Below are 18,708 nucleotides of genomic sequence, written 5' to 3'. Positions count from 1 at the left end.
AATAGTTTCACAGTTTTATCGAAACACTTTTTATTTTATTACATTTCCATCAAGTTTAATAGTAATATTTGGAAATTGATTTTCTGGTGGTTCAATCATTCTGCGTAATTTACATATTGGGTTTCCTGTTGCTCACCTTTAGCAGTACGTAAGCACAAAAGAAATGAAAGAACGGAATTGGCTCGCTCCGGATCATTCATAAAATATGTAAATAGCTTCAAACCTAAGCGTGTTTTAACAGTTAATTTTTTTATGTATGGGAGTGTCAGCCTTACTTGTATTATTACCCTATGGAAAAAACAAAGCAGATAAAAAAATACAGATTATTTATTTTCTTGCATAAACCCTCCTTTTTTATCAAAAATAACTATGTATTAATATTCGATAGGAGATGAATAGATGAAAGAGAGCATGTTAAAGTTGATGTTAGTTGTTGTGCTTTTGTTGTGTTTTCAAATTTCGGATATCATGACTGTTCATGCTAATGAGCCAGCTCAGGGTGATACTTGGCAACAGTTTTGGTGGAAAAAAGATAAACCAGATAAACCTAAGGAAGACTTTCCTGATCTTAGAGGGGGACCTGAAAATCCAGAACGAGCTCGTCAGCAGCCTGTTGATATGACCGTCTTGCAGCAACGGTATCCAGATACTTTTTTCTTACAGGGTCCTGCTGATCAAAATAGGATAGCTATAACTTTTGATGATGGCCCTGACCCACGTTTTACTGAGGATGTATTAAATGTATTAAATCAATACAATGTACCTGGTACGTTTTTCTTAATGGGGTCGCGAGCTATCGCTTATCCTGAAATTGTTGAGCGGATTAATAATGAAGGTCATGTCATCGGAAACCATACTTACTTCCATCCTAACCTTGCTAAAGAGGCCGATATACCAACACTAGAGAGGGAAGTAACAAGAACTGAAGACGTTCTAAATAACATTATTGGTTATCGAACAAGTCTATTCCGACCGCCATACGGTTTTTTATATAATGAATTGGTCGAAAAGCTTGCTGAAATGCAATATTCGGTTATTGGATGGTCAGTGGATTCGTTGGATTGGGAGGAAGATCCACCGGAAGTCATCGCTTCAAATGTGTTAGACATCGTTCATCCAGGAGCGGTTATTCTCATGCATGACGGTGCAGATTGGGATGGTGATAGAACAAATACAATCGAATCTCTTCACCAAATTATTCCGACATTGCAAGAACAAGGGTACGAGTTTGTCACTGTACCAGAATTGTTGAATCTTCCATTTGCGAAATGAAAACGAGCGGACAGTGCAGGCGCTGTCCGTTGTTCTTCGTACAGGCACCGCCCGAATGTATAGTGAGCGGAATGTGGTTCTGTTATATTTTCCTTTTCCCACGTCTGTTAGATAGTATGCAAGTGTATGTTCTTTGTAAAGTAGTGCTTCTTTTTTTGTTAAATAAGAAAAAAAGAAATCGCTTATAATTGTATGTTATCCATAAATTTGACAATTTTTCATGTGTCGTTTAAAGTTGTAGTAAATAAAAATTGGAAGGGTGAACCAACTACATGAAGTACTAATCCTATTTACGAAAGCCATGAATTGAAGGTGTTTTTTTGCAAATGAATGTTTCTGCTTTATTTGTGATGCCTTCAAACGGAGTTTTCAGAATAGGATTGGATTTCTATAGTTGAACTAAAAAGGAGTAGTCTCTCTTTTTGATGTCCACCTATACATACGCCTCCTATTCTGAATGTAGATGGGGGGCATTTTTTGTCTCTAGAAAATGAAAAATGGGGATGATTGTATGATTCTATTAGAAGCACTTAATATAAAACAATTTGTAAAGGAACGTTTATTATTAGATGTTGATCAATTACAAATTCATAGTAATGATCGAATTGGGTTAATTGGCCATAATGGAAGTGGAAAAACGACATTATTGAACATTTTAGCTGGAAAGGTATCGCCAGAAAATGGGATCGTTAATCGTCATGTTGAATCTGAACTTTTGCCACAGATAAAAAGAACAGTTTCAACCAAAAGTGGTGGAGAAGTTACACAAGAATACATTAATCAAGCACTTGTGAAGGCTCCAGGAATGTTATTTGCAGACGAACCAACCACGAATCTTGATACAGAGCATATTGAGTGGTTAGAAAAGAAGTTAAGCGGGTGGAAAGGGGCTTTGGTGATTGTATCTCATGATCGAGCATTTCTCGATGCCATTTGCACAACGATATGGGAGATACATGATGGGAAGGTGAAAGAGTATAAAGGCAACTTTCGGAATTATAACAAACAGAAAGAAATGGAGCATCGTCAAAAGAAATTAGCTTATGAAAAGTATGAGATTAAGAAAAAACAGTTAGAAGAAGCCTTGAAATTAAAAGAGAAAAAAGCTGAAAAAGCAACCAAAGCTCCAAAAAAAGTAAGCAAATCAGAAGCAAGAATAACTGGTGCGAAACCATACTTTGCCAAGAAACAAAAGAAGTTGCAAAAAGCAGGAAAAGCAATCGAAACGAGATTAGAAAAACTAGAAAAAGTAGAAAAAGTAAAAGAGGCTCCTCCACTCAAAATGAATTTGCCCCACGCGGATACGTTTAAAGACCGAATTATTCTTCGTGTACAAGATGTGACAGGTGCCATTTCCGAACGTGTTCTTTGGAATACAACAAGTTTTTATGTTCGTGGTGGTGAGAAACTAGCGATAATCGGCCCGAATGGAAGTGGAAAAACGACTCTTGTGAAAAAAATCATTTATCAAGATGAAGGTATTACTATTTCACCGTCAATGAAAATAGGTTACTTTAGTCAAAACTTAAATATAGTAGATGTTGAAAAGTCGATTATAGAGAATGTTCGATCCACTTCAAAGCAGGATGAAACTTTCATTCGAACGGTACTTGCAAGACTGCATTTCTTTAGAGAGGATGTGTATAAGCTTGTAGGGATTTTAAGTGGGGGGGAGCGAGTAAAAGTAGCGCTTGCGAAATTAATGTTGAGCGATATTAATACGTTAATTTTGGATGAACCGACGAATTTTCTCGATATTGAAGCTGCCACTGCATTGGAATCACTCTTAAACGAATATGAAGGCACCTTGATATTCGTCTCGCATGACCGACGACTAATCGAAAATGTCGCCACAAGAATTTTGGCTATTCGTAACAAAGAGGTTGAACTGTTTGAAGGAACGTATCATCAATATAAAAATAGTGAAAACGAAAAACAACGAAATACCGAGGAAGATAAACTGCTCGTACTTCAAACGAAAATATCAGAAGTATTAAGTCGGTTAAGCATTGAACCGAGTGAAGAGTTAGAAAAGGAGTTTCAACTACTTTTAGCAGAGAAACGGAAGTTGGATACGATGGAATAACGTAAGAGTATAACTAGAAGCAGGGCTCGAATTAAGCCGTCCAAAGTGGAAAGCTGGATGAAGAAAAACTGGATCAAGCCGTTGAGCGCATTTTACGTATTATCTATATGTTCATAGACAACAAGAAGGAATAGCAACATTTGAGATTGCACGGGAAATGGGAGAGAAAGAATGGTCTTATTAAGCATTTGCAAACAGTCCGTTTGCTGATGCTACAACCAAGAAGGCTATGCGGCTGAGATGTTTGAGGCAATGATGAAATATATGCCAATTCGAGCTTTAGTGAATTTCAGCATGAGGGCATTTACAGAAGAGATGCTTACTGATATGATTAATCGGTTGAATGAAGTAAAACAGCCAGTTGAACTAAAAAAGTAAGGGAATAGGGCCTCAGAAAAGTAGCCTTTTAGCTTACCCCTTCAGTACTATGATTCTTGTAAAATTAATTTTATTTAGGAGGACGTTTCTTGAATGTGAATAAAGTAGAAGGTAGCGAGCCTATATCAGAACAAGATGAATTCAAACGTATTCCGATTATGCTCTCTTTGATTATAGGTGTGTTTTTTGCGATTTTAAATGAAACCTTACTAAATGTCGCTTATGTCCAATTAATGAAAGACTTTGAGGTGACCGCGTCAACGATCCAATGGTTAACAACTGGCTTTTTGCTTGTTGTTGGAATTCTAATCCCGATAACGGCGCTAATATTACAATGGTTTACGACGAGACAAATCTTTTTAGGAGCTATGAGTATATTTGCTGTAGGAACACTGATCTGTGCTTTTGCTCCTAACTTTTCCATCCTTTTCGTTGGCCGTTTAGTGCAAGCAATCGGGACGGGTTTATTAATTCCAGTAATGATGAATACCGTATTAGTCCTTTTTCCAAAGGAAAAGAGGGGATCGGCAATGGGAATGGTTAGTCTGGTCATTATGGTCGCTCCTGCGATCGGACCTACACTATCAGGAATCATTGTAGAAATGTTCCATTGGCGTTTCTTATTCTTCTTTGTCTTGCCATTTATTGTTTTTTCATTGGTTTTTGCTTTCATTTATTTAAAGAATATTACAAAACTAACAAAACCAAAGGTAGACATTCCTTCCATTGTGTTCTCCACCTTAGGATTTGGCGGTATCGTCTTTGGTTTCAGTCAAGCAGGAAAAGGAACCGCAGGCTGGTCACACCCAGAAGTCTATCTTTTCATTGCAATGGGGGTTATCTCCTTGATTGTCTTTGTTAAGCGCCAGTTACAGCTCAAGGAACCGATTCTTGATGTCAGAGCCTTTCGCTTTCCAATGTTTACTCTTGCAACCATTCTTACCGTCGTATTAATGATGACATTGTTTTCTTCCTTCATCATTTTGCCATTATTTTTGCAACAGGGACTTTTCTTAACGGCTTTTGCAACAGGACTTGCATTTTTGCCAGGAGGAATTCTAAATGGCATAATCTCGCAAATGTCTGGAAGATTGTTTGATAAATTTGGACCGAGGGCACTCGTGATACCTGGCTCTACAATCGTCGTCATTGTGATGTTCTTTTTTTCAAAAGTCACGATCTTAACATCTGTTACTACTTTTATAATTTTACACTGCTCTTTAATGCTTGGGGTTGCGTTAATAATGACTCCGGTCCAAACAAATGGTTTGAACCAACTGCCGCCAAAATATTATCCCCATGGCGCAGCGATCATCAACACATTGGTTCAAGTAGCCGGTGCAATTGGGATTGCAGTATTTGTTACTGTGATGAGCTCTAGTCAAATGAAATTTTTAGAAGGTGTTAGTGGGAATGTAGTAGCGAATCAAGCGGAGGCTTTAATTGCAGGGGTTCAGAATGTATTTGCGATTGGTCTTGTTTTTGCGAGTATTTGTTTTCTTCTTGCCTTGTTTATTAAAAGTCCAATCATAAGCGAAGAGTTAGATGGTGTGGAAGAAACGGAAAATCAAGCAAATGTTGCTCCGTAATAGTCTTTACTTCGGATCTTCACCTATTTGCTAAAATTAGGTAATAAACAATGGGAGCATTAGAGCACGAATATAATAAACATGTAATATGCGGCTCTTACTTCAAAAGAAAATATAAGAAACACTAAGCCAGTTACGTATCGAACAAAGTGAAAAGTTAGAAAATGAGTTTCAACTAGTGTTTAGGGAATGAACAAGAAGGTAGTATGTGCGACTTTAAATTAGGGTTCTTGCCCCTCAATGTGAAAGAGGCTACTGCAAAGGTAAAACCCAACCTTTGCAGTAGCCTCTTTTAAAACACTAGGGATCAGGAATTTGTCTTACTATAATCATGAAATAAATCCTCGAAATCAGACCATCTTATTTTTCGTTTTAAATACTCTCGAAAGGAATAGCTACTTTTTTCTTGAGGGTTCTTGTAAAGTGATGAAATAAAGAGTTGCAAACGAGCTTGAATCATAAAATAATAACGGTCATTTGCTGCTACTACAGGGATTTCAGTGACTTTTACTTTCTGTCCAACAACATTCTTGAACTCTATTCTCTTATAAAACAAAAATATCAGCCTCTTTATACCCGTTTCTTTCCATTATAACCGATTATCGCAGGAAATGTCTAAATATTATGTATTTGAGCTTATTTAAAATAAAAAGAACCGGATTCTGTATGTAGAATCTGGTTCTTTAATAAGTCTTTATGTGAGCATGACATTCGAGACTATGCTCCTATCACATAGATTATATTCTATTAGGCGAGTCTCATTTTAAAATCTTGATAGCCAAATTCACGCACGATATGATAATCTCCATCTTTATCTTTCACAGCGATAGCTGGTAAAGGCATGCCGTTAAAAGTGGTGTTTTTCACCATCGTGTAGATTGCCATATCACCAAACACTATGCGATCTCCAGTCTGTAATGCTTGATCAAAAGAATAGTCTCCAATTACATCGCCTGCCAGACAAGTTTGCCCGCCAAGGCGGTACGTAAATGGCTTTTCATTTGCTTCCCCTGATCCAAGAAGAGGAGGGCGATAAGGCATTTCAAGTACATCCGGCATATGACACGTTGCAGATGTGTCAAGGATCGCTATCCCCATACCGTTTTGCATCGTGTCAAGGACAGTCGTAACGAGATAGCCTGCATTAAGAGCAATCGCTTCTCCTGGTTCAAGATAGACTTCTAAATTATATTTCGTTTGCATTCTCTTAATACATTTTTCTAGTAATGGGATGTCATAATCTTCTCTCGTTACATGGTGACCGCCGCCAAAGTTGATCCATTCCATTTGGGATAGCCAAGGCCCAAACTTATCTTCAATGGCGTTAAGAGTTGTTTCTAAATCGTCAGAGTTCTGTTCGCAAAGTGTATGGAAATGTAGTCCCGAAACACCATCAAGCAAATCCGGACGGAAATTCTCTTTTGTTACACCAAACCTCGAACCTGGTGAACATGGATCATAGATCGCGTGCCCCACTTGAGTAGAGCATTCAGGATTGATGCGCAAGCCAACTTTTTTACCAGCTTGAAGAACTTTGTCTTTAAACTTTTCTACCTGTGAGAAGGAATTAAAGATGATATGATCACAATATGAGATAATTTCATCGATCTCATCATCACGATAAGCAGGGGCAAAGACATGATTTTCTTTTCCCATCTCTTCATGACCAAGACGTGCCTCATATAACCCGCTTGATGCTGTACCACTTAAATACTTCCCGATTAATGGATACAACGTAGACATCGAAAATGCTTTTTGTGCCAGGATAATTTTTGAACCTGTACGTTCCATGACTGCGTTTAGAATCTTAAGGTTCTTTTCCAGAAGACTTTCATCTACTACGTAACAAGGTGTTGGTAATTCTTCAAACCGCATACTAACGTACAGTCTCCGGGTGTTTGATAGGCTCAGAATCGACTAGCTCTGGATTGAAGCTTTCTTTCCAAGGCAATCCCCACTTATTCAATGCATCCATAAACGGGTCTGGATCGAATTCCTCGATATTGTATACGCCTGCCTTATTCCACGTTCCAGTCATCAGCATCATCGCACCAATCATCGCCGGAACGCCTGTTGTATAAGCTACAGCCTGTGATCCTACTTCTTTATAGCATGCTTCATGATCACACACATTGTATACATAATACGTTTTCTCTTTTCCATCTTTTTTCCCTTTGAAGATACAACCAATGTTCGTTTTCCCTTTAGTACGTGGACCTAGAGAAGATGGATCAGGTAACATAGCTTTTAAAAACTGAAGTGGAACGATTTTTTTCCCTTCATATTCAATTGGCTCAATCGAAGTCATCCCGACATTTTCAAGACATTTTAAGTGAGTTAAATAACTTTCACCAAATGTCATAAAGAATCGAATTCGCTTAATCCCAGGAATATTTAAGGCGAGAGATTCGATTTCTTCATGGTGTAATAAATACATATCCTTTTCACCGATTTCAGGGAAGTTGTACACTCGTTTAATTTCCATCGGTTTCGTTTCGATCCATTCACCGTTCTCCCAATAACTTCCATTTGCAGACACTTCACGGATATTGATCTCGGGATTGAAATTCGTAGCAAATGGGTACCCGTGATCTCCTGCGTTGCAGTCAAGAATATCGATAGTTTCAATTTCATCAAAGTGATGTTTAAGGGCATGTGCAGAAAAGACACCTGTCACTCCAGGGTCAAAGCCGGTACCTAAAAGAGCGGTAATTCCAGCCTTTTCAAAACGTTCTCGGTAGTCCCATTGCCATTTGTATTCAAATTTTGCCGTATCTTCCGGCTCATAATTGGCTGTATCTAAGTAGTTCGTTTTCGTTGCAAGACAAGCATCCATAATTGTTAAATCCTGATATGGCAAAGCTAAATTCATAACGATGTCTGGTTTGACTTCTTCAATTAAAGCAATTAGCTCATCGACATTATCGGCATCAACTTGTGCTGTTGTAATTTTCGTCTTTCCGCCATCTAATTTGGCTTTTAAGTCATCACATTTTGATTTTGTACGACTTGCGATACAAATCTCTTCAAATACCTCACTGTTTTGGCAACATTTATGGATGGTAACAGATGCCACCCCGCCACATCCAATAATAAGCGCTTTTCCCATTATCCTATCTCCTAACTAAATAGATTTTGCAATTGAAAGAGAGGTCTAACACCTAATTAGCAGCATTAACTACTTAGGACCGATTACCCCTCAAAAAACGTTTTAAAACAACAAAAAAGCAAGTGTAAAACGCATCATCGCGCACAACACTTGCTAAGATATCATCAATAATATTAAAAAGGCATAAGGAAATCCATGACAATAAGTCATATATATGTGTGTACTACCATAAAAGTCAAAAAATAATATGGTAGAAAGCTCTTTAATATTCAAAATATCTTAATAGGATCAGAGTCTATAATAGCAAATAATCACTTTTTAGCACTCTTATTGACCGTTTCACAAGTTGATGTGCAAATGCACTGGTTGTAAAGTAACCAACTTATAAAATTTGAGCTTTTAACTCAATCAATAAGGCAACTAAAGTTGCCAATCGGCTTTTGACCCAGAGTCACTATGGCCTTAATTTCCATTAAAGTAGGTGGTCAAAATTATCTGCTTGGAAAGACCCGACTTAGTAAATATTCCCTCTCCAAATAACGCTACTCTAGATTATCAACATATAGTCAAAAGATCAAGAGGCACAAAGAAAAAAATTAAAGAATTTGGGCTAAGATTGTTCATTTAGAATATGTACGTATCGTTATGCGAATTTATTCCTTTAACCAACAACTTTGTAACACTAACTGGTAATGGATCAATTAAGACTTTTGTACGGATGAAAGGATTATGACTATGAGATATACCATGAAAATCAGCAGCGAAAGAGAAATGGAAATGGAATAATTTCACTTTTTTTTGTTATAGAAGTTAAAATTGCAGCAACGGCCATTACAGTGTCTGTTATCTAATCTCATCACACGTGGAGTGCTGTTCACTACTTGTGAGGAAGAATTATGAAAGGTGGAGCAGTGATTATATGTTTAAAAGAGTGATAGTTTGGGAAGTTAGAAGATAAGGAATTTTAAAACAAAGGAGGTAAAGTGATGTCTAGAGAAAGTAAATTAAACTTGTCTGATTTTGTTAATAAAGATCGATTTGAACTGAATTCCTACCTAACTTATTTATTGAATCAATTTTATGATAATTCCGAAACAGTCCGAGGTTAGAATGGTAAATAATAGTTTAATGAATAAAGTAAGTTGAAGGGTAAAAAAAGTAATGATTGAGGAAAGTGTAAAAGCGACCTTGTGATTCGTTTAAGAATTTACAAGGTCGCTTATTGTTGTTAAATCTTAAGTTACATTGACAGTATTAATAGGAGAAAAAAATTAGAGGATGGTAAGAAAGACGAACATTCTATTAATAAGTGTATTTGAGTCACCAATTAGTTTTGTAGAGTTTTCAAATAAATCAAGGTGTTGGGTAAAGTATCCAATACCTTGATTTTATGCTAGCTAAAAGGAGTTTTGAATCTTATAAGACATACTAAAGGAACATTTTTTGCAATTTGGCAAACACCCAAGTGGCAGAACCCTTTTCTGCGAAGTCGGATTTGTCTATCTTTTGTCTTTCTTACACTACCGACAAAGCTTATATTACATGGTATATTCACAAAAGAAGTGGTTAATTAAATATGAATCTAGGGAGAGGTTTTTGAATTATGTTATGGAGGTTACATAAATGAAAAACGTTAAACTGCTCGATGGTATATTTAAAAATTCACAAGAAAAAGGAAAAGAATATTTGCTCTATCTTGATATTGATCGACTAGTTGCCCCGTGCTATGAAGCAGTATCCCAATCTCCTAAAAAGCCGCGTTATGGTGGGTGGGAATCAACGGGAATCAGTGGACATTCCATTGGTCATTGGCTTTCAGCAACAGCACAAATGTATGCCGTTACAGAGGACGAAGAATTAAAGCAAAAGGTAGACTATGCTGTTGATGAACTTGCTTATATTCAAAGGTTTGATGAGGATGGATATGTGAGTGGTTTTCCTAGAACCTGTTTTGATAAAACTTTCACAGGTGAGTTTGAGGTTGAACATTTTAGCCTCGCTGGGCAATGGGTGCCTTGGTATAGTATTCATAAAATTTTTGCAGGGCTTATCGATAGTTATACGTTAATGAACCATGAAAAAGCGTTAATGGTCGTAAAAAAGCTTGCAGATTGGGCGAAAAAAGGGACAGACCATTTGAATGATGAGTTATTTGAAAAAATGCTTACTTGTGAACACGGTGGAATGAATGAAGCGATGGTAGATCTTTATACGATTACAGGCAATCGCGATTATTTAACTCTTGCCATTAGATTTTCCCACAAAGCAATACTTGAACCTTTGTCTAGAGGAGTTGATGAACTCGAGGGGAAACATGCTAATACTCAAATTCCAAAGGTAATTGGCGCTGCAAAAATCTATGAAATTACGAAAGATGTAAAATATAAAAAAATGGCCATGTTCTTCTGGGAAGAAGTAACAAAACGCCGTTCTTATATTATTGGGGGAAATAGTATAAACGAACATTTTGGCCCTACCAACCAAGAAAAATTGGGCATCCAAACGACGGAAACGTGCAATACCTATAATATGTTAAAGCTAACTGAGCACTTATTTCACTGGTCCAAGCAAGCTGATTATATGGATTACTATGAGAAAGCATTATATAACCATATTCTAGCATCACAGGATCCTGACTCAGGGATGAAAACGTATTTCGTGTCAACGCAGCCAGGTCACTTCAAAGTGTACTGTTCACCAGATAATTCTTTTTGGTGCTGTACAGGTACAGGGATGGAAAATCCAGCGCGCTATACAAGAAACATTTATTATCAAACGAATGAAGACTTATATGTAAACTTATTTATTGCTTCACGAATAAAAATGGATAATGAGAAGGTAACGATAAAACAAGAAACAGACTTTCCTAGGTCAAACCAAACGAGACTTTATGTTGAGCGAGCGACTGGTGAATTTCTCAACATCCATATTCGTGTGCCTTATTGGGTGTCAGGAGCTGTAACGGTAGTTGTGAATGGCAAAGAAACATATAAAAGTACCGATAAAGGATATGTAACAGTTTCTAGAAGATGGGTTACAGGAGAAAGCATAGTGATTGAACTGCCAATGGATCTTCATACTTACGTAGCTAAAGATGATCCGAAACGAGTTGGAATTATGTATGGGCCAGTTGTACTCGCAGGAGCGTTAGGGAGAGAAGGTTTCCCAGAAAATGATATTCTAGGGGACCATCTGAAATTGAACAACCATCCATTGATTGATGTGCCTAGTCTAATTGCGAATAGAAATGACCTGAATAGTTGGATTAGACCAGTTGAAGAATCATCATTGACCTTTAAAACGGATGCAGTAGGACAACCTGGAAATGTGGAAGTAACTCTTATTCCGTTTTATAATTTGCATCACGAGCGATATACGTTATATTGGAACGTAATGGACGAAGATGCATATAAGACGTTTATAGATTTAGAACAAGAAGAGCTAAATCTATTACGAGCGAGAACGGTTGATGAAGTTCAACCAAATGAACAACAGCCAGAAGTGGAGCATGGAATTAATAAGGAAAACTCAGCGTCTGGTTATTTAAATATTGTTCAAAAGGGTTGGCGTGATAGCCGAGATGAGGGATTTTTTAGTTATGTTATGGCAGTCGAGCCAACAAAACAAATGAACCTACAGGTCAGTTATTTTGGGGGCGACAGAAATTTAGTCGTAGATGGGAAAAAATACAAGCGTGACTTTCACATTTTAATTGATGGTACAGTCATTGCCAATCAAAAACTTAAAGCCAACAGTCTCGACGGTTTATATGATGTCATCTACGAAATACCACTAGAATTGACTGAAGGAAAACAACAAATAGAAGTGAAATTTACATCAACTGAGGGGAGGATTGCTGGTAGAGTGTACAACCTAAAAATCTTAAATTCAGTTTCTGAAAATAGACTAGATGATTGATCTTGAATCTCACATTCAAGAAATGAGAACCACCTGAAATAGGCGGTTCTTTTTTATGTAAGGAGAGCAAGTAAGTCGGGGCTGTTAGATAGTGTACAAAAAGATTACTCATTATTCATTAGGACGCGATAATAAGCTTGTCTAAATTCAGAAGGTGTAACTTTTTCGTACTTTTTAAACAGTCTCATAAAGTATTTTTCATCATTAATTCCGATTGCAAATGCGATCATTTTAATGCTCTCATTCGTACGTATTAGTAATTCTTTTGCTTTTGAAATTTTAATCATATGAATGTATTCTTGTAGATTCATTCCGGTACTCTTTTTAAAGATACGTGATAAATAATCGCTATTATAATTAAATTCTGTTGCGATTTTATTAACGGAGATATTAGTCATTGCATGAATTCGGATCCATTCTAAAATCTTGACTATTTTTTGCTCTGTTGTTGATTTTTGATTTGTTGTGTTAAAATTCGTAATCGTCTGTTCTGATAGTTCAATAAGCAAGGAGGTAGCGAGATAATTATCACAATAGTGGTTGTAATAATTCGCTTTTGAGACATCGAGTAACTGTTTACATAAAATCTGTATTCTTTCGACATATTTTGGTGTGGAATGAACCGGTAATAAAATGGAAGAACTAGACTTAGTTGTAGGCGAGTAATGAGTTGAACGAATGGCCATGACTTCATTTTCCATTTTTCGTTCATTCAGTAGTTCAAAGGAAGAAGGAAATAAGAAATGAAACCAATAGTAAGAAGTTCCTATATCTGAATTTTTATATCCGAAATGTAACTGATTGGGTATAAGGAAGAAAACATCTCCTGGTTTTATTTCATATTGAATTCCACCCTGTTCTATATAAATCGTATTGTTTATATTAATGATGGCCACATAGATATCATCAATATTTCTTTTCATATGTTTCCAAGATTCTGTTGCAATAAATTGTCCACCACTAATAAAGTCAATAGGTGTGCTGACGTCAGTTTTTATGTAGTCCCCCATAAAACAATCCCTCCTAAATTACGGACGTGTTCAGTACTGTAATAGTCATTCTTTTTACCTATAACTACTTACCTTGCAAAGGCAGCTTCAAGTTGTTCAAAGTCATGAAATTTACTTTTTAATTCTCTAGAAATGTATCAATTCCTTTATTAATTAAGGAAAAACCAGCTTTTGAAAATAAACCAGCACCATAAATTTGATGAATCATAACTAGAGAGTTGCCGTGTTTCAATAGGGAGGAACCTTTCTTTTTGCTTCTATTTTGTGCATAGCATTGTGTCTTCTAGTCTTGTAATGTTCTTAAAAGAAGAAACTAGTGTTTTCAATGTAAAAGTAGAACAATTATTGCGCGAATTTAAAGTCGGATTAATCTACTTATTATGATAAATTCACTACCGACAACTTGAGTTGCCTAGTGTTATTATAAGTTCATTAATAAAAAGATTAAATATTTTGTAAAAGGTTACTCATTTATACGTATGCCCCCTTTTTATCTAGTTAATATAGATAAAAAGAGATTTGCCTCTTTCTATCAAACAGGCTTGAAGGGATAATTGTTAACTGATTTGAAAGCGCATTCTGTTTTCTGAATAGTTAATATATTATCCGAGTGAGCTGAAGATAGTAAGTCAATTATACGTATAAGTTAAGTTTTTTTTCATCACTTTTTTTAGGGGGAATGAAAGGGTGTTGTGATTCGTTCAGAGTAATTGCTGGCTCGAAAATGAGTTTGTGAAATTGAAAAATAGGGGGAAGCAGTATGAAAAAAGTATCGTCTGTATTTCTAGTTCTTTGTTTTTTGATCGTTGCACTCGTCGGTTGTAGTAAAGATACAAGCAAAGAAGTAACAGAAGACGGTAGAGTAGTACTAGAAGGTATTATTCTTAAACACGCTTTAACAAACGACTTGTCAGAGATGGAGTGGTTAAAAGAGGCTGAAGAACGTGCTGGGGTATCAATAAAATGGGAAGAGGTTTCAGCTGATTGGGATCAGAAAAAAGGGGCAATGCTAGCTGGTGGTGATATTCCAGATATAATTGTCGGACCTAATGTGATTACAGACGCCGATTTTGCACGGTTTACAGGGTTATTTGAAGATTTAAGTGAATTAATTGATGAACATGCACCAAATGTCCAAACGATGTTTGAAGAAAAGCCCGAAACTAGAATTATTGCAACGCAACTAGACGGAAAGATCTTCGGTTTGCCTAAGTACCAAAGATTTTGGCCTGAAACAGCAACTAGACAATTTATCAATCAAGAGTGGTTAGATAATCTAGGATTAGACATGCCAACGAATTGGGATGAATTATATGAAGTATTAAAAGCGTTTAAAGAGCAAGATGCAAATGGAAACGGAGATCCAAATGATGAAATTCCAATGGACTTCTCTCCAACAGGAACGACAGGGTTTGGGTTCTTTCAACCTACTGTACTTTTAGGAAGTACTGGTATGACCATTTCAGGTGGTGGCGGCCAAGGTTATTTTGTTGAAGACGGTGTAGTAAACAACTTCTTGATCGATGAGAGATATAAAGAGGTAGTTGAATTTCTGCATAAGCTTTGGAAGGATGGGTTAATTAATTCGGAAGTATTTACACAAGATTATACAAGATATCAATCTATTGCCCGTGGCGAGAGCTCAGTTGGAAAAGTGGGATACACTTATGGGTGGGAGCTAACGGACAGATTCGGCAATGAGTTGTCTTCTCAATATGTTGCGATGCCACAAGTGAAAACATCCGCAAATTCTACGGATGACGTATCTTGGAGCTATGATTACAATCAATTAAATTATGGAATGAATATGGTTCAAATATCTGCAAACAGTCAACACAAAGAAGCAGCTATGAAATTTATCAATGAATTGTATGATCCAGAAGTGAGTATGCAAGTATTATTCGGATCGCTAGGAACAAATATTGAAGATAATGGGGATGGATCATATAGTGTATTACCTCCACAAGATGAAAATATGGATCCAGGTACGTGGAAATGGACAACATCATGGGCGGATAACGGACCGATGTACATTGCAGATTCATTAGACTTAACGTTAGGTACTGACATGCAATCAGTTGGAGCGCAAACAGAGCCACTTTTGCCTGCTTTTGAAAACGTAGACCCTATTAAAGATGTTTTTCCTGGCATGTTTGTAAAATACAGTATTGATGACAACAATAAGATGACCTTAGTAAACACAGAGCTTATGAATCTAGCTATGGCAAAGTATTCTCAGTGGATTACTGAAGGTGGAATTGAAGCAGAGTGGGATAGCTATGTGGAACAATTGATAAACATGGGAATTAATGAAAATATTGAAATCATGCAATCGTATTACGATGAGTATGTAGCTGAAATTCAATAATTAAATCATTTGGAGATGCTATACCATTTATCGAAGGTATAGCATCTTCCATAAATAAAGGAGAATCAATTATGCCCTTTATAAATCCTCAAACCAAAAAAATGAGTACGATGACTAGCATAACTGTACAAAAAAAGCCAACGATCTTTAATACATTTAAGCGAGACTACCAATTATGGCTGATGATCCTTCCTGCGATTGCCTGTGTTTTTATCTTTAATTACATACCGATGTATGGAATTCAACTAGCGTTTCGTGAATATGATTTTGTCGCAGGTCTTGCTGGTGGAGAATGGGTAGGATTAAAGTATTTTCAGCAGTTTATTGGAAGTCATATTTTTACCGATTTGATGAGAAATACACTTGTTATTAGTTTGACAACAATTATTGTTGGTTTTCCTGCTCCTATTATTTTGGCGTTATTAATTAACCAAATACGATTTAAACGAGCAAAAAGAGTGTTACAAACAACGGTGTATTTACCACACTTTATCTCAATGGTTGTATTAGTTGGGTTATTAAATGTCTTATTATCACCAAACACGGGGATTGTTGGGCACTTTATGAATACGATTGGACTTGGACATATTAACTTATTAGCTTCTACCAATACATTTGTACCGGTTTATGTGTTATCCGATGTTTGGCAGCATGTCGGCTGGAATAGCATTATTTATTTAGCTGCGCTTGCCAGTGTTGATCCACAATTATACGATTCTGCGAAGGTAGATGGAGCTAGTAGGTGGCAAATCATTCGAAATGTAGAGCTCCCAGCGATTGTGCCTACAATTATTATTCTCCTAATCCTTAATATGGGTACAATTATTAGTACAGGCTTCGAGAAAATTTACTTAATGCAAAACACGTTAAATTTACCAGTTTCAGAAGTAATAGAAACGTATGTGTATAAGGTCGGTATCATGTCTAATCAATTTAGTTATGCTGCGGCAATTGGATTATTTAATACACTAATTAATTTTTCTTTATTAGTCTTGATGAACTACATTGCAAAGAGAACTTCAAAAATTAGCTTGTGGTAAAAAGAGTGAAGGAGGGAGTAACGTGGGTCTTTTTAAACATAGAAAGAGTTCAGATGTCCTTTTTGATATTTTTGTTTATATGACATGTATCTTAATTTTCTTGATCATTGCTTATCCATTGTATTTTGTCGTCATTGCATCAGTCAGTGACTCTACTCTTGTTTCGACTGGGCAAGTGTTATTATTTCCAAAAGGGTTTAGTCTGTTTGGATATCAAGAGATCTTTCAGGACTCAAGAATTTGGACTGGTTATAGAAATACGATGATTTACGCTTTTGGAGGAACTTTCGTGAACTTATTGTTCACATTACCGGCTGCGTATGTTTTATCACGGTATGAATTCAGAGCTAGAAGATTGTTAATGTTTTTCTTTATTTTCACGATGTTCTTCAATGGCGGGTTAATTCCTACTTATCTTTTAATGAAAGATTTAAACTTAATTAATACGATGTGGGTTTTCATTTTGAATCCAGCAACGGTCAATGTCTTTAATCTTATTATTACAAGAACGTTTTTTGAGCATACGATTCCTAGAGAAATGTATGAGGCTGCTTCAATTGACGGCTGTAATCATTTTAGGTTCTTTATGAAAATTGTAATGCCTCTGTCTAAAGCAGTTATTTCTGTCATTGGACTCTATTATTTAGTTTTTCATTGGAACAACTTCTTTACTGGTTTAATTTACGTTCGAGATTATAGTTTACAACCGTTGCAAATCGTCTTAAGGGATATTTTGATATCGAATCAAGTATTTGCTGAAGGAGCCGGTAGTGGGGGGGCTGCTGGAGGATATGCACAAAGATATGCAGACCAAATTAAATATGGGGTGATTATCGTATCAACATTACCGATCTTAATTGTCTATCCTTTTATACAAAAATACTTTGAAAAGGGCGTTATGATTGGTTCTGTAAAAGGTTAATAAAGAGAACAAAGTGAAGAAGGTCTGATTCATAGAATAGAAAAATACAAGCATCAAAGCAATAATGAAGAAGTGACTAGTTTCTGCTTTGATGCTGTTTATCGTTTGGTTGAATGAGGAGAGAGTTTTCGATCAAGTGAGAGGGGGAATGAACATGAAGGGTTTTACAGACTGGTACATCCGGTTAGGGATGTTCGGATTTAATTTATTTTTGTTAAATATGTTATGGGTAGTTTTTTCTTTCTTGGGACTTTTTGTTTTGGGAGTCTTTCCGGCTACTGTAGCACTATTTGCTGTTACGAGAAAGCTAGTTATGGAACCAGAAGAAGTTCCGATCTTGAAATTATTTTGGAATACGTTTAAAGTAGAGTTCTTTAAAGCAAATTTTCTCGGTTATGTGATTTCGATAGTTGGAGTTATTTTATACATAAATCTACGAGTACTACAACAATTAGATAGTAGCCTCTTACACCATTCTTTGATGATCGTAACCTTCGTCATTACCCTTGTCTATTTGCTTACTATCATCTATATATTTCCTGTTTTTGTTCATTTTGAATTAAGAATGGTTCAATACTTAAAGTATTCGTTGTTTTTAGCTATAGGTAAACCAATCCAAACAATCATTATGATTATAGGATTAGGTATTGTACTATTTTTATTTCTGTACATTCCTGGGTTAATCCCTGTTTTTGGTGTCAGTTTACTCAGTTTACTCATTATGAAAATAGCATCATTATCATTTCCGAAAAAAGATATGATTTCTCCATAAGGAAGGTGAAATAGCTAAATAAATTCTATAGTAATTCTACAAATTAGGATTTGAATTTCATAGATAAGGAAATGATAATGTGCAGTTATGAAAAACATTAGGATTAAGTACTTGTCCCTCAGTACTTTTAGGTACTGGGGACAAGTACTTTTTCTCGATTGGTAAAAATAGAAGCAAAGGGAGGGAAGAATCTTTTTCGTTCGCTTTTTTAACATAACAAGTCCCGCGTTATATCGTGAATAGG

The 18,708-nt window shown here is 36.2% G+C and carries 14 protein-coding genes; 10 read left to right on the top strand and 4 right to left on the bottom strand.

What is annotated here, in order from left to right:
* Positions 1 to 399: 399 nt before the first annotated feature.
* The 4 genes from SLH51_RS02570 to SLH51_RS02555 all read left to right on the top strand — a co-directional run bounded on the left by SLH51_RS02570 (position 400) and on the right by SLH51_RS02555 (position 5,325).
* On the top strand, positions 400 to 1,272 hold the full coding sequence (locus SLH51_RS02570) for a polysaccharide deacetylase family protein (RefSeq protein WP_335958881.1): 873 nt from the start codon (positions 400 to 402) through the stop codon (positions 1,270 to 1,272).
* Between the two features lie 511 nt (positions 1,273 to 1,783).
* Entirely contained in the window at positions 1,784 to 3,358 is a 1,575-nt protein-coding gene (locus SLH51_RS02565) for a Vga family ABC-F type ribosomal protection protein (RefSeq protein WP_335958879.1), read from the top strand.
* A gap of 252 nt (positions 3,359 to 3,610) precedes the next feature.
* On the top strand, positions 3,611 to 3,736 hold the full coding sequence (locus SLH51_RS02560) for a hypothetical protein (protein ID WP_335958878.1): 126 nt from the start codon (positions 3,611 to 3,613) through the stop codon (positions 3,734 to 3,736).
* 158 nt (positions 3,737 to 3,894) lie between these two features.
* The gene (locus SLH51_RS02555; RefSeq protein WP_390183798.1) at positions 3,895 to 5,325 is read left to right on the top strand and encodes an MDR family MFS transporter; all 1,431 of its coding nucleotides are present in this window, start codon (positions 3,895 to 3,897) and stop codon (positions 5,323 to 5,325) included.
* A gap of 307 nt (positions 5,326 to 5,632) precedes the next feature.
* Here the strand turns inward: SLH51_RS02555 and SLH51_RS02550 are convergent, their stop codons facing one another.
* The 3 genes from SLH51_RS02550 to SLH51_RS02540 all read right to left on the bottom strand — a co-directional run bounded on the left by SLH51_RS02550 (position 5,633) and on the right by SLH51_RS02540 (position 8,434).
* Complete coding sequence (locus tag SLH51_RS02550) at positions 5,633 to 5,881, bottom strand: DUF2535 family protein (protein ID WP_335958874.1); 249 nt, start codon at positions 5,879 to 5,881, stop codon at positions 5,633 to 5,635.
* A 191-nt stretch (positions 5,882 to 6,072) separates the two neighbouring features.
* A complete protein-coding gene (gene nspC, locus SLH51_RS02545; protein WP_335958872.1) occupies positions 6,073 to 7,200 on the bottom strand; it encodes a carboxynorspermidine decarboxylase in 1,128 nt (375 codons plus the stop codon).
* Position 7,201: 1 nt separating this feature from the next.
* Complete coding sequence (locus tag SLH51_RS02540) at positions 7,202 to 8,434, bottom strand: saccharopine dehydrogenase family protein (RefSeq protein ID WP_335958870.1); 1,233 nt, start codon at positions 8,432 to 8,434, stop codon at positions 7,202 to 7,204.
* A gap of 986 nt (positions 8,435 to 9,420) precedes the next feature.
* On the opposite strand from SLH51_RS02540, the gene SLH51_RS02535 reads away from it, so the two are divergent.
* Positions 9,421 to 9,543, top strand: coding sequence for a hypothetical protein (locus SLH51_RS02535; protein ID WP_335958869.1), 123 nt, complete (start codon positions 9,421 to 9,423; stop codon positions 9,541 to 9,543).
* 514 nt (positions 9,544 to 10,057) lie between these two features.
* The gene (locus tag SLH51_RS02530) at positions 10,058 to 12,352 is read left to right on the top strand and encodes a beta-L-arabinofuranosidase domain-containing protein (protein WP_335958868.1); all 2,295 of its coding nucleotides are present in this window, start codon (positions 10,058 to 10,060) and stop codon (positions 12,350 to 12,352) included.
* A 104-nt stretch (positions 12,353 to 12,456) separates the two neighbouring features.
* On the opposite strand, the gene SLH51_RS02525 is transcribed toward SLH51_RS02530, so the two are convergent.
* A complete protein-coding gene (locus SLH51_RS02525; RefSeq protein ID WP_335958866.1) occupies positions 12,457 to 13,362 on the bottom strand; it encodes an AraC family transcriptional regulator in 906 nt (301 codons plus the stop codon).
* A gap of 760 nt (positions 13,363 to 14,122) precedes the next feature.
* Here SLH51_RS02525 and SLH51_RS02520 point away from each other — a divergent pair.
* From SLH51_RS02520 to SLH51_RS02505, 4 genes are all read left to right on the top strand, one after another.
* Entirely contained in the window at positions 14,123 to 15,730 is a 1,608-nt protein-coding gene (locus SLH51_RS02520; RefSeq protein WP_335958865.1) for an extracellular solute-binding protein, read from the top strand.
* A gap of 110 nt (positions 15,731 to 15,840) precedes the next feature.
* Positions 15,841 to 16,770 (top strand): ABC transporter permease, encoded by a 930-nt coding sequence (locus SLH51_RS02515; RefSeq protein WP_335959057.1) that lies wholly within the window; start codon positions 15,841 to 15,843, stop codon positions 16,768 to 16,770.
* Positions 16,771 to 16,849: 79 nt separating this feature from the next.
* Positions 16,850 to 17,692, top strand: a complete 843-nt coding sequence (locus tag SLH51_RS02510; protein ID WP_335959056.1) for a carbohydrate ABC transporter permease — start codon at positions 16,850 to 16,852, stop codon at positions 17,690 to 17,692.
* Between the two features lie 154 nt (positions 17,693 to 17,846).
* Positions 17,847 to 18,464 carry a YesL family protein gene (locus SLH51_RS02505; protein ID WP_335958864.1) on the top strand — a complete coding sequence of 206 codons (618 nt, stop codon included), beginning with the start codon at positions 17,847 to 17,849 and terminating at the stop codon, positions 18,462 to 18,464.
* Positions 18,465 to 18,708: the final 244 nt, after the last annotated feature.

Source organism: Halalkalibacter kiskunsagensis (assembly GCF_037027555.1).
Taxonomy (GTDB): domain Bacteria; phylum Bacillota; class Bacilli; order Bacillales; family Bacillaceae_D; genus Halalkalibacter; species Halalkalibacter kiskunsagensis.
The sequence above is the reverse complement of the archived record's forward strand: the minus strand, read 5'-3'. Positions and strand labels throughout refer to the sequence as shown.

Excerpts from the sequence above, each read along its gene's own strand:
- SLH51_RS02520 (WP_335958865.1), top strand. The coding sequence starts at position 14,123 with ATGAAAAAAGTATCGTCTGTATTTCTAGTTCTTTGTTTTTTGATCGTT.
- SLH51_RS02525 (WP_335958866.1), bottom strand. The coding sequence starts at position 13,362 with ATGGGGGACTACATAAAAACTGACGTCAGCACACCTATTGACTTTATT.
- nspC (WP_335958872.1), bottom strand. The coding sequence starts at position 7,200 with ATGCGGTTTGAAGAATTACCAACACCTTGTTACGTAGTAGATGAAAGT.
- SLH51_RS02570 (WP_335958881.1), top strand. The coding sequence starts at position 400 with ATGAAAGAGAGCATGTTAAAGTTGATGTTAGTTGTTGTGCTTTTGTTG.
- SLH51_RS02565 (WP_335958879.1), top strand. The coding sequence starts at position 1,784 with ATGATTCTATTAGAAGCACTTAATATAAAACAATTTGTAAAGGAACGT.
- SLH51_RS02535 (WP_335958869.1), top strand. The coding sequence starts at position 9,421 with ATGTCTAGAGAAAGTAAATTAAACTTGTCTGATTTTGTTAATAAAGAT.
- SLH51_RS02510 (WP_335959056.1), top strand. The coding sequence starts at position 16,850 with ATGACATGTATCTTAATTTTCTTGATCATTGCTTATCCATTGTATTTT.
- SLH51_RS02530 (WP_335958868.1), top strand. The coding sequence starts at position 10,058 with ATGAAAAACGTTAAACTGCTCGATGGTATATTTAAAAATTCACAAGAA.
- SLH51_RS02505 (WP_335958864.1), top strand. The coding sequence starts at position 17,847 with ATGAAGGGTTTTACAGACTGGTACATCCGGTTAGGGATGTTCGGATTT.
- SLH51_RS02560 (WP_335958878.1), top strand. The coding sequence starts at position 3,611 with ATGATGAAATATATGCCAATTCGAGCTTTAGTGAATTTCAGCATGAGG.
- SLH51_RS02515 (WP_335959057.1), top strand. The coding sequence starts at position 15,841 with ATGACTAGCATAACTGTACAAAAAAAGCCAACGATCTTTAATACATTT.
- SLH51_RS02540 (WP_335958870.1), bottom strand. The coding sequence starts at position 8,434 with ATGGGAAAAGCGCTTATTATTGGATGTGGCGGGGTGGCATCTGTTACC.
- SLH51_RS02555 (WP_390183798.1), top strand. The coding sequence starts at position 3,895 with ATGCTCTCTTTGATTATAGGTGTGTTTTTTGCGATTTTAAATGAAACC.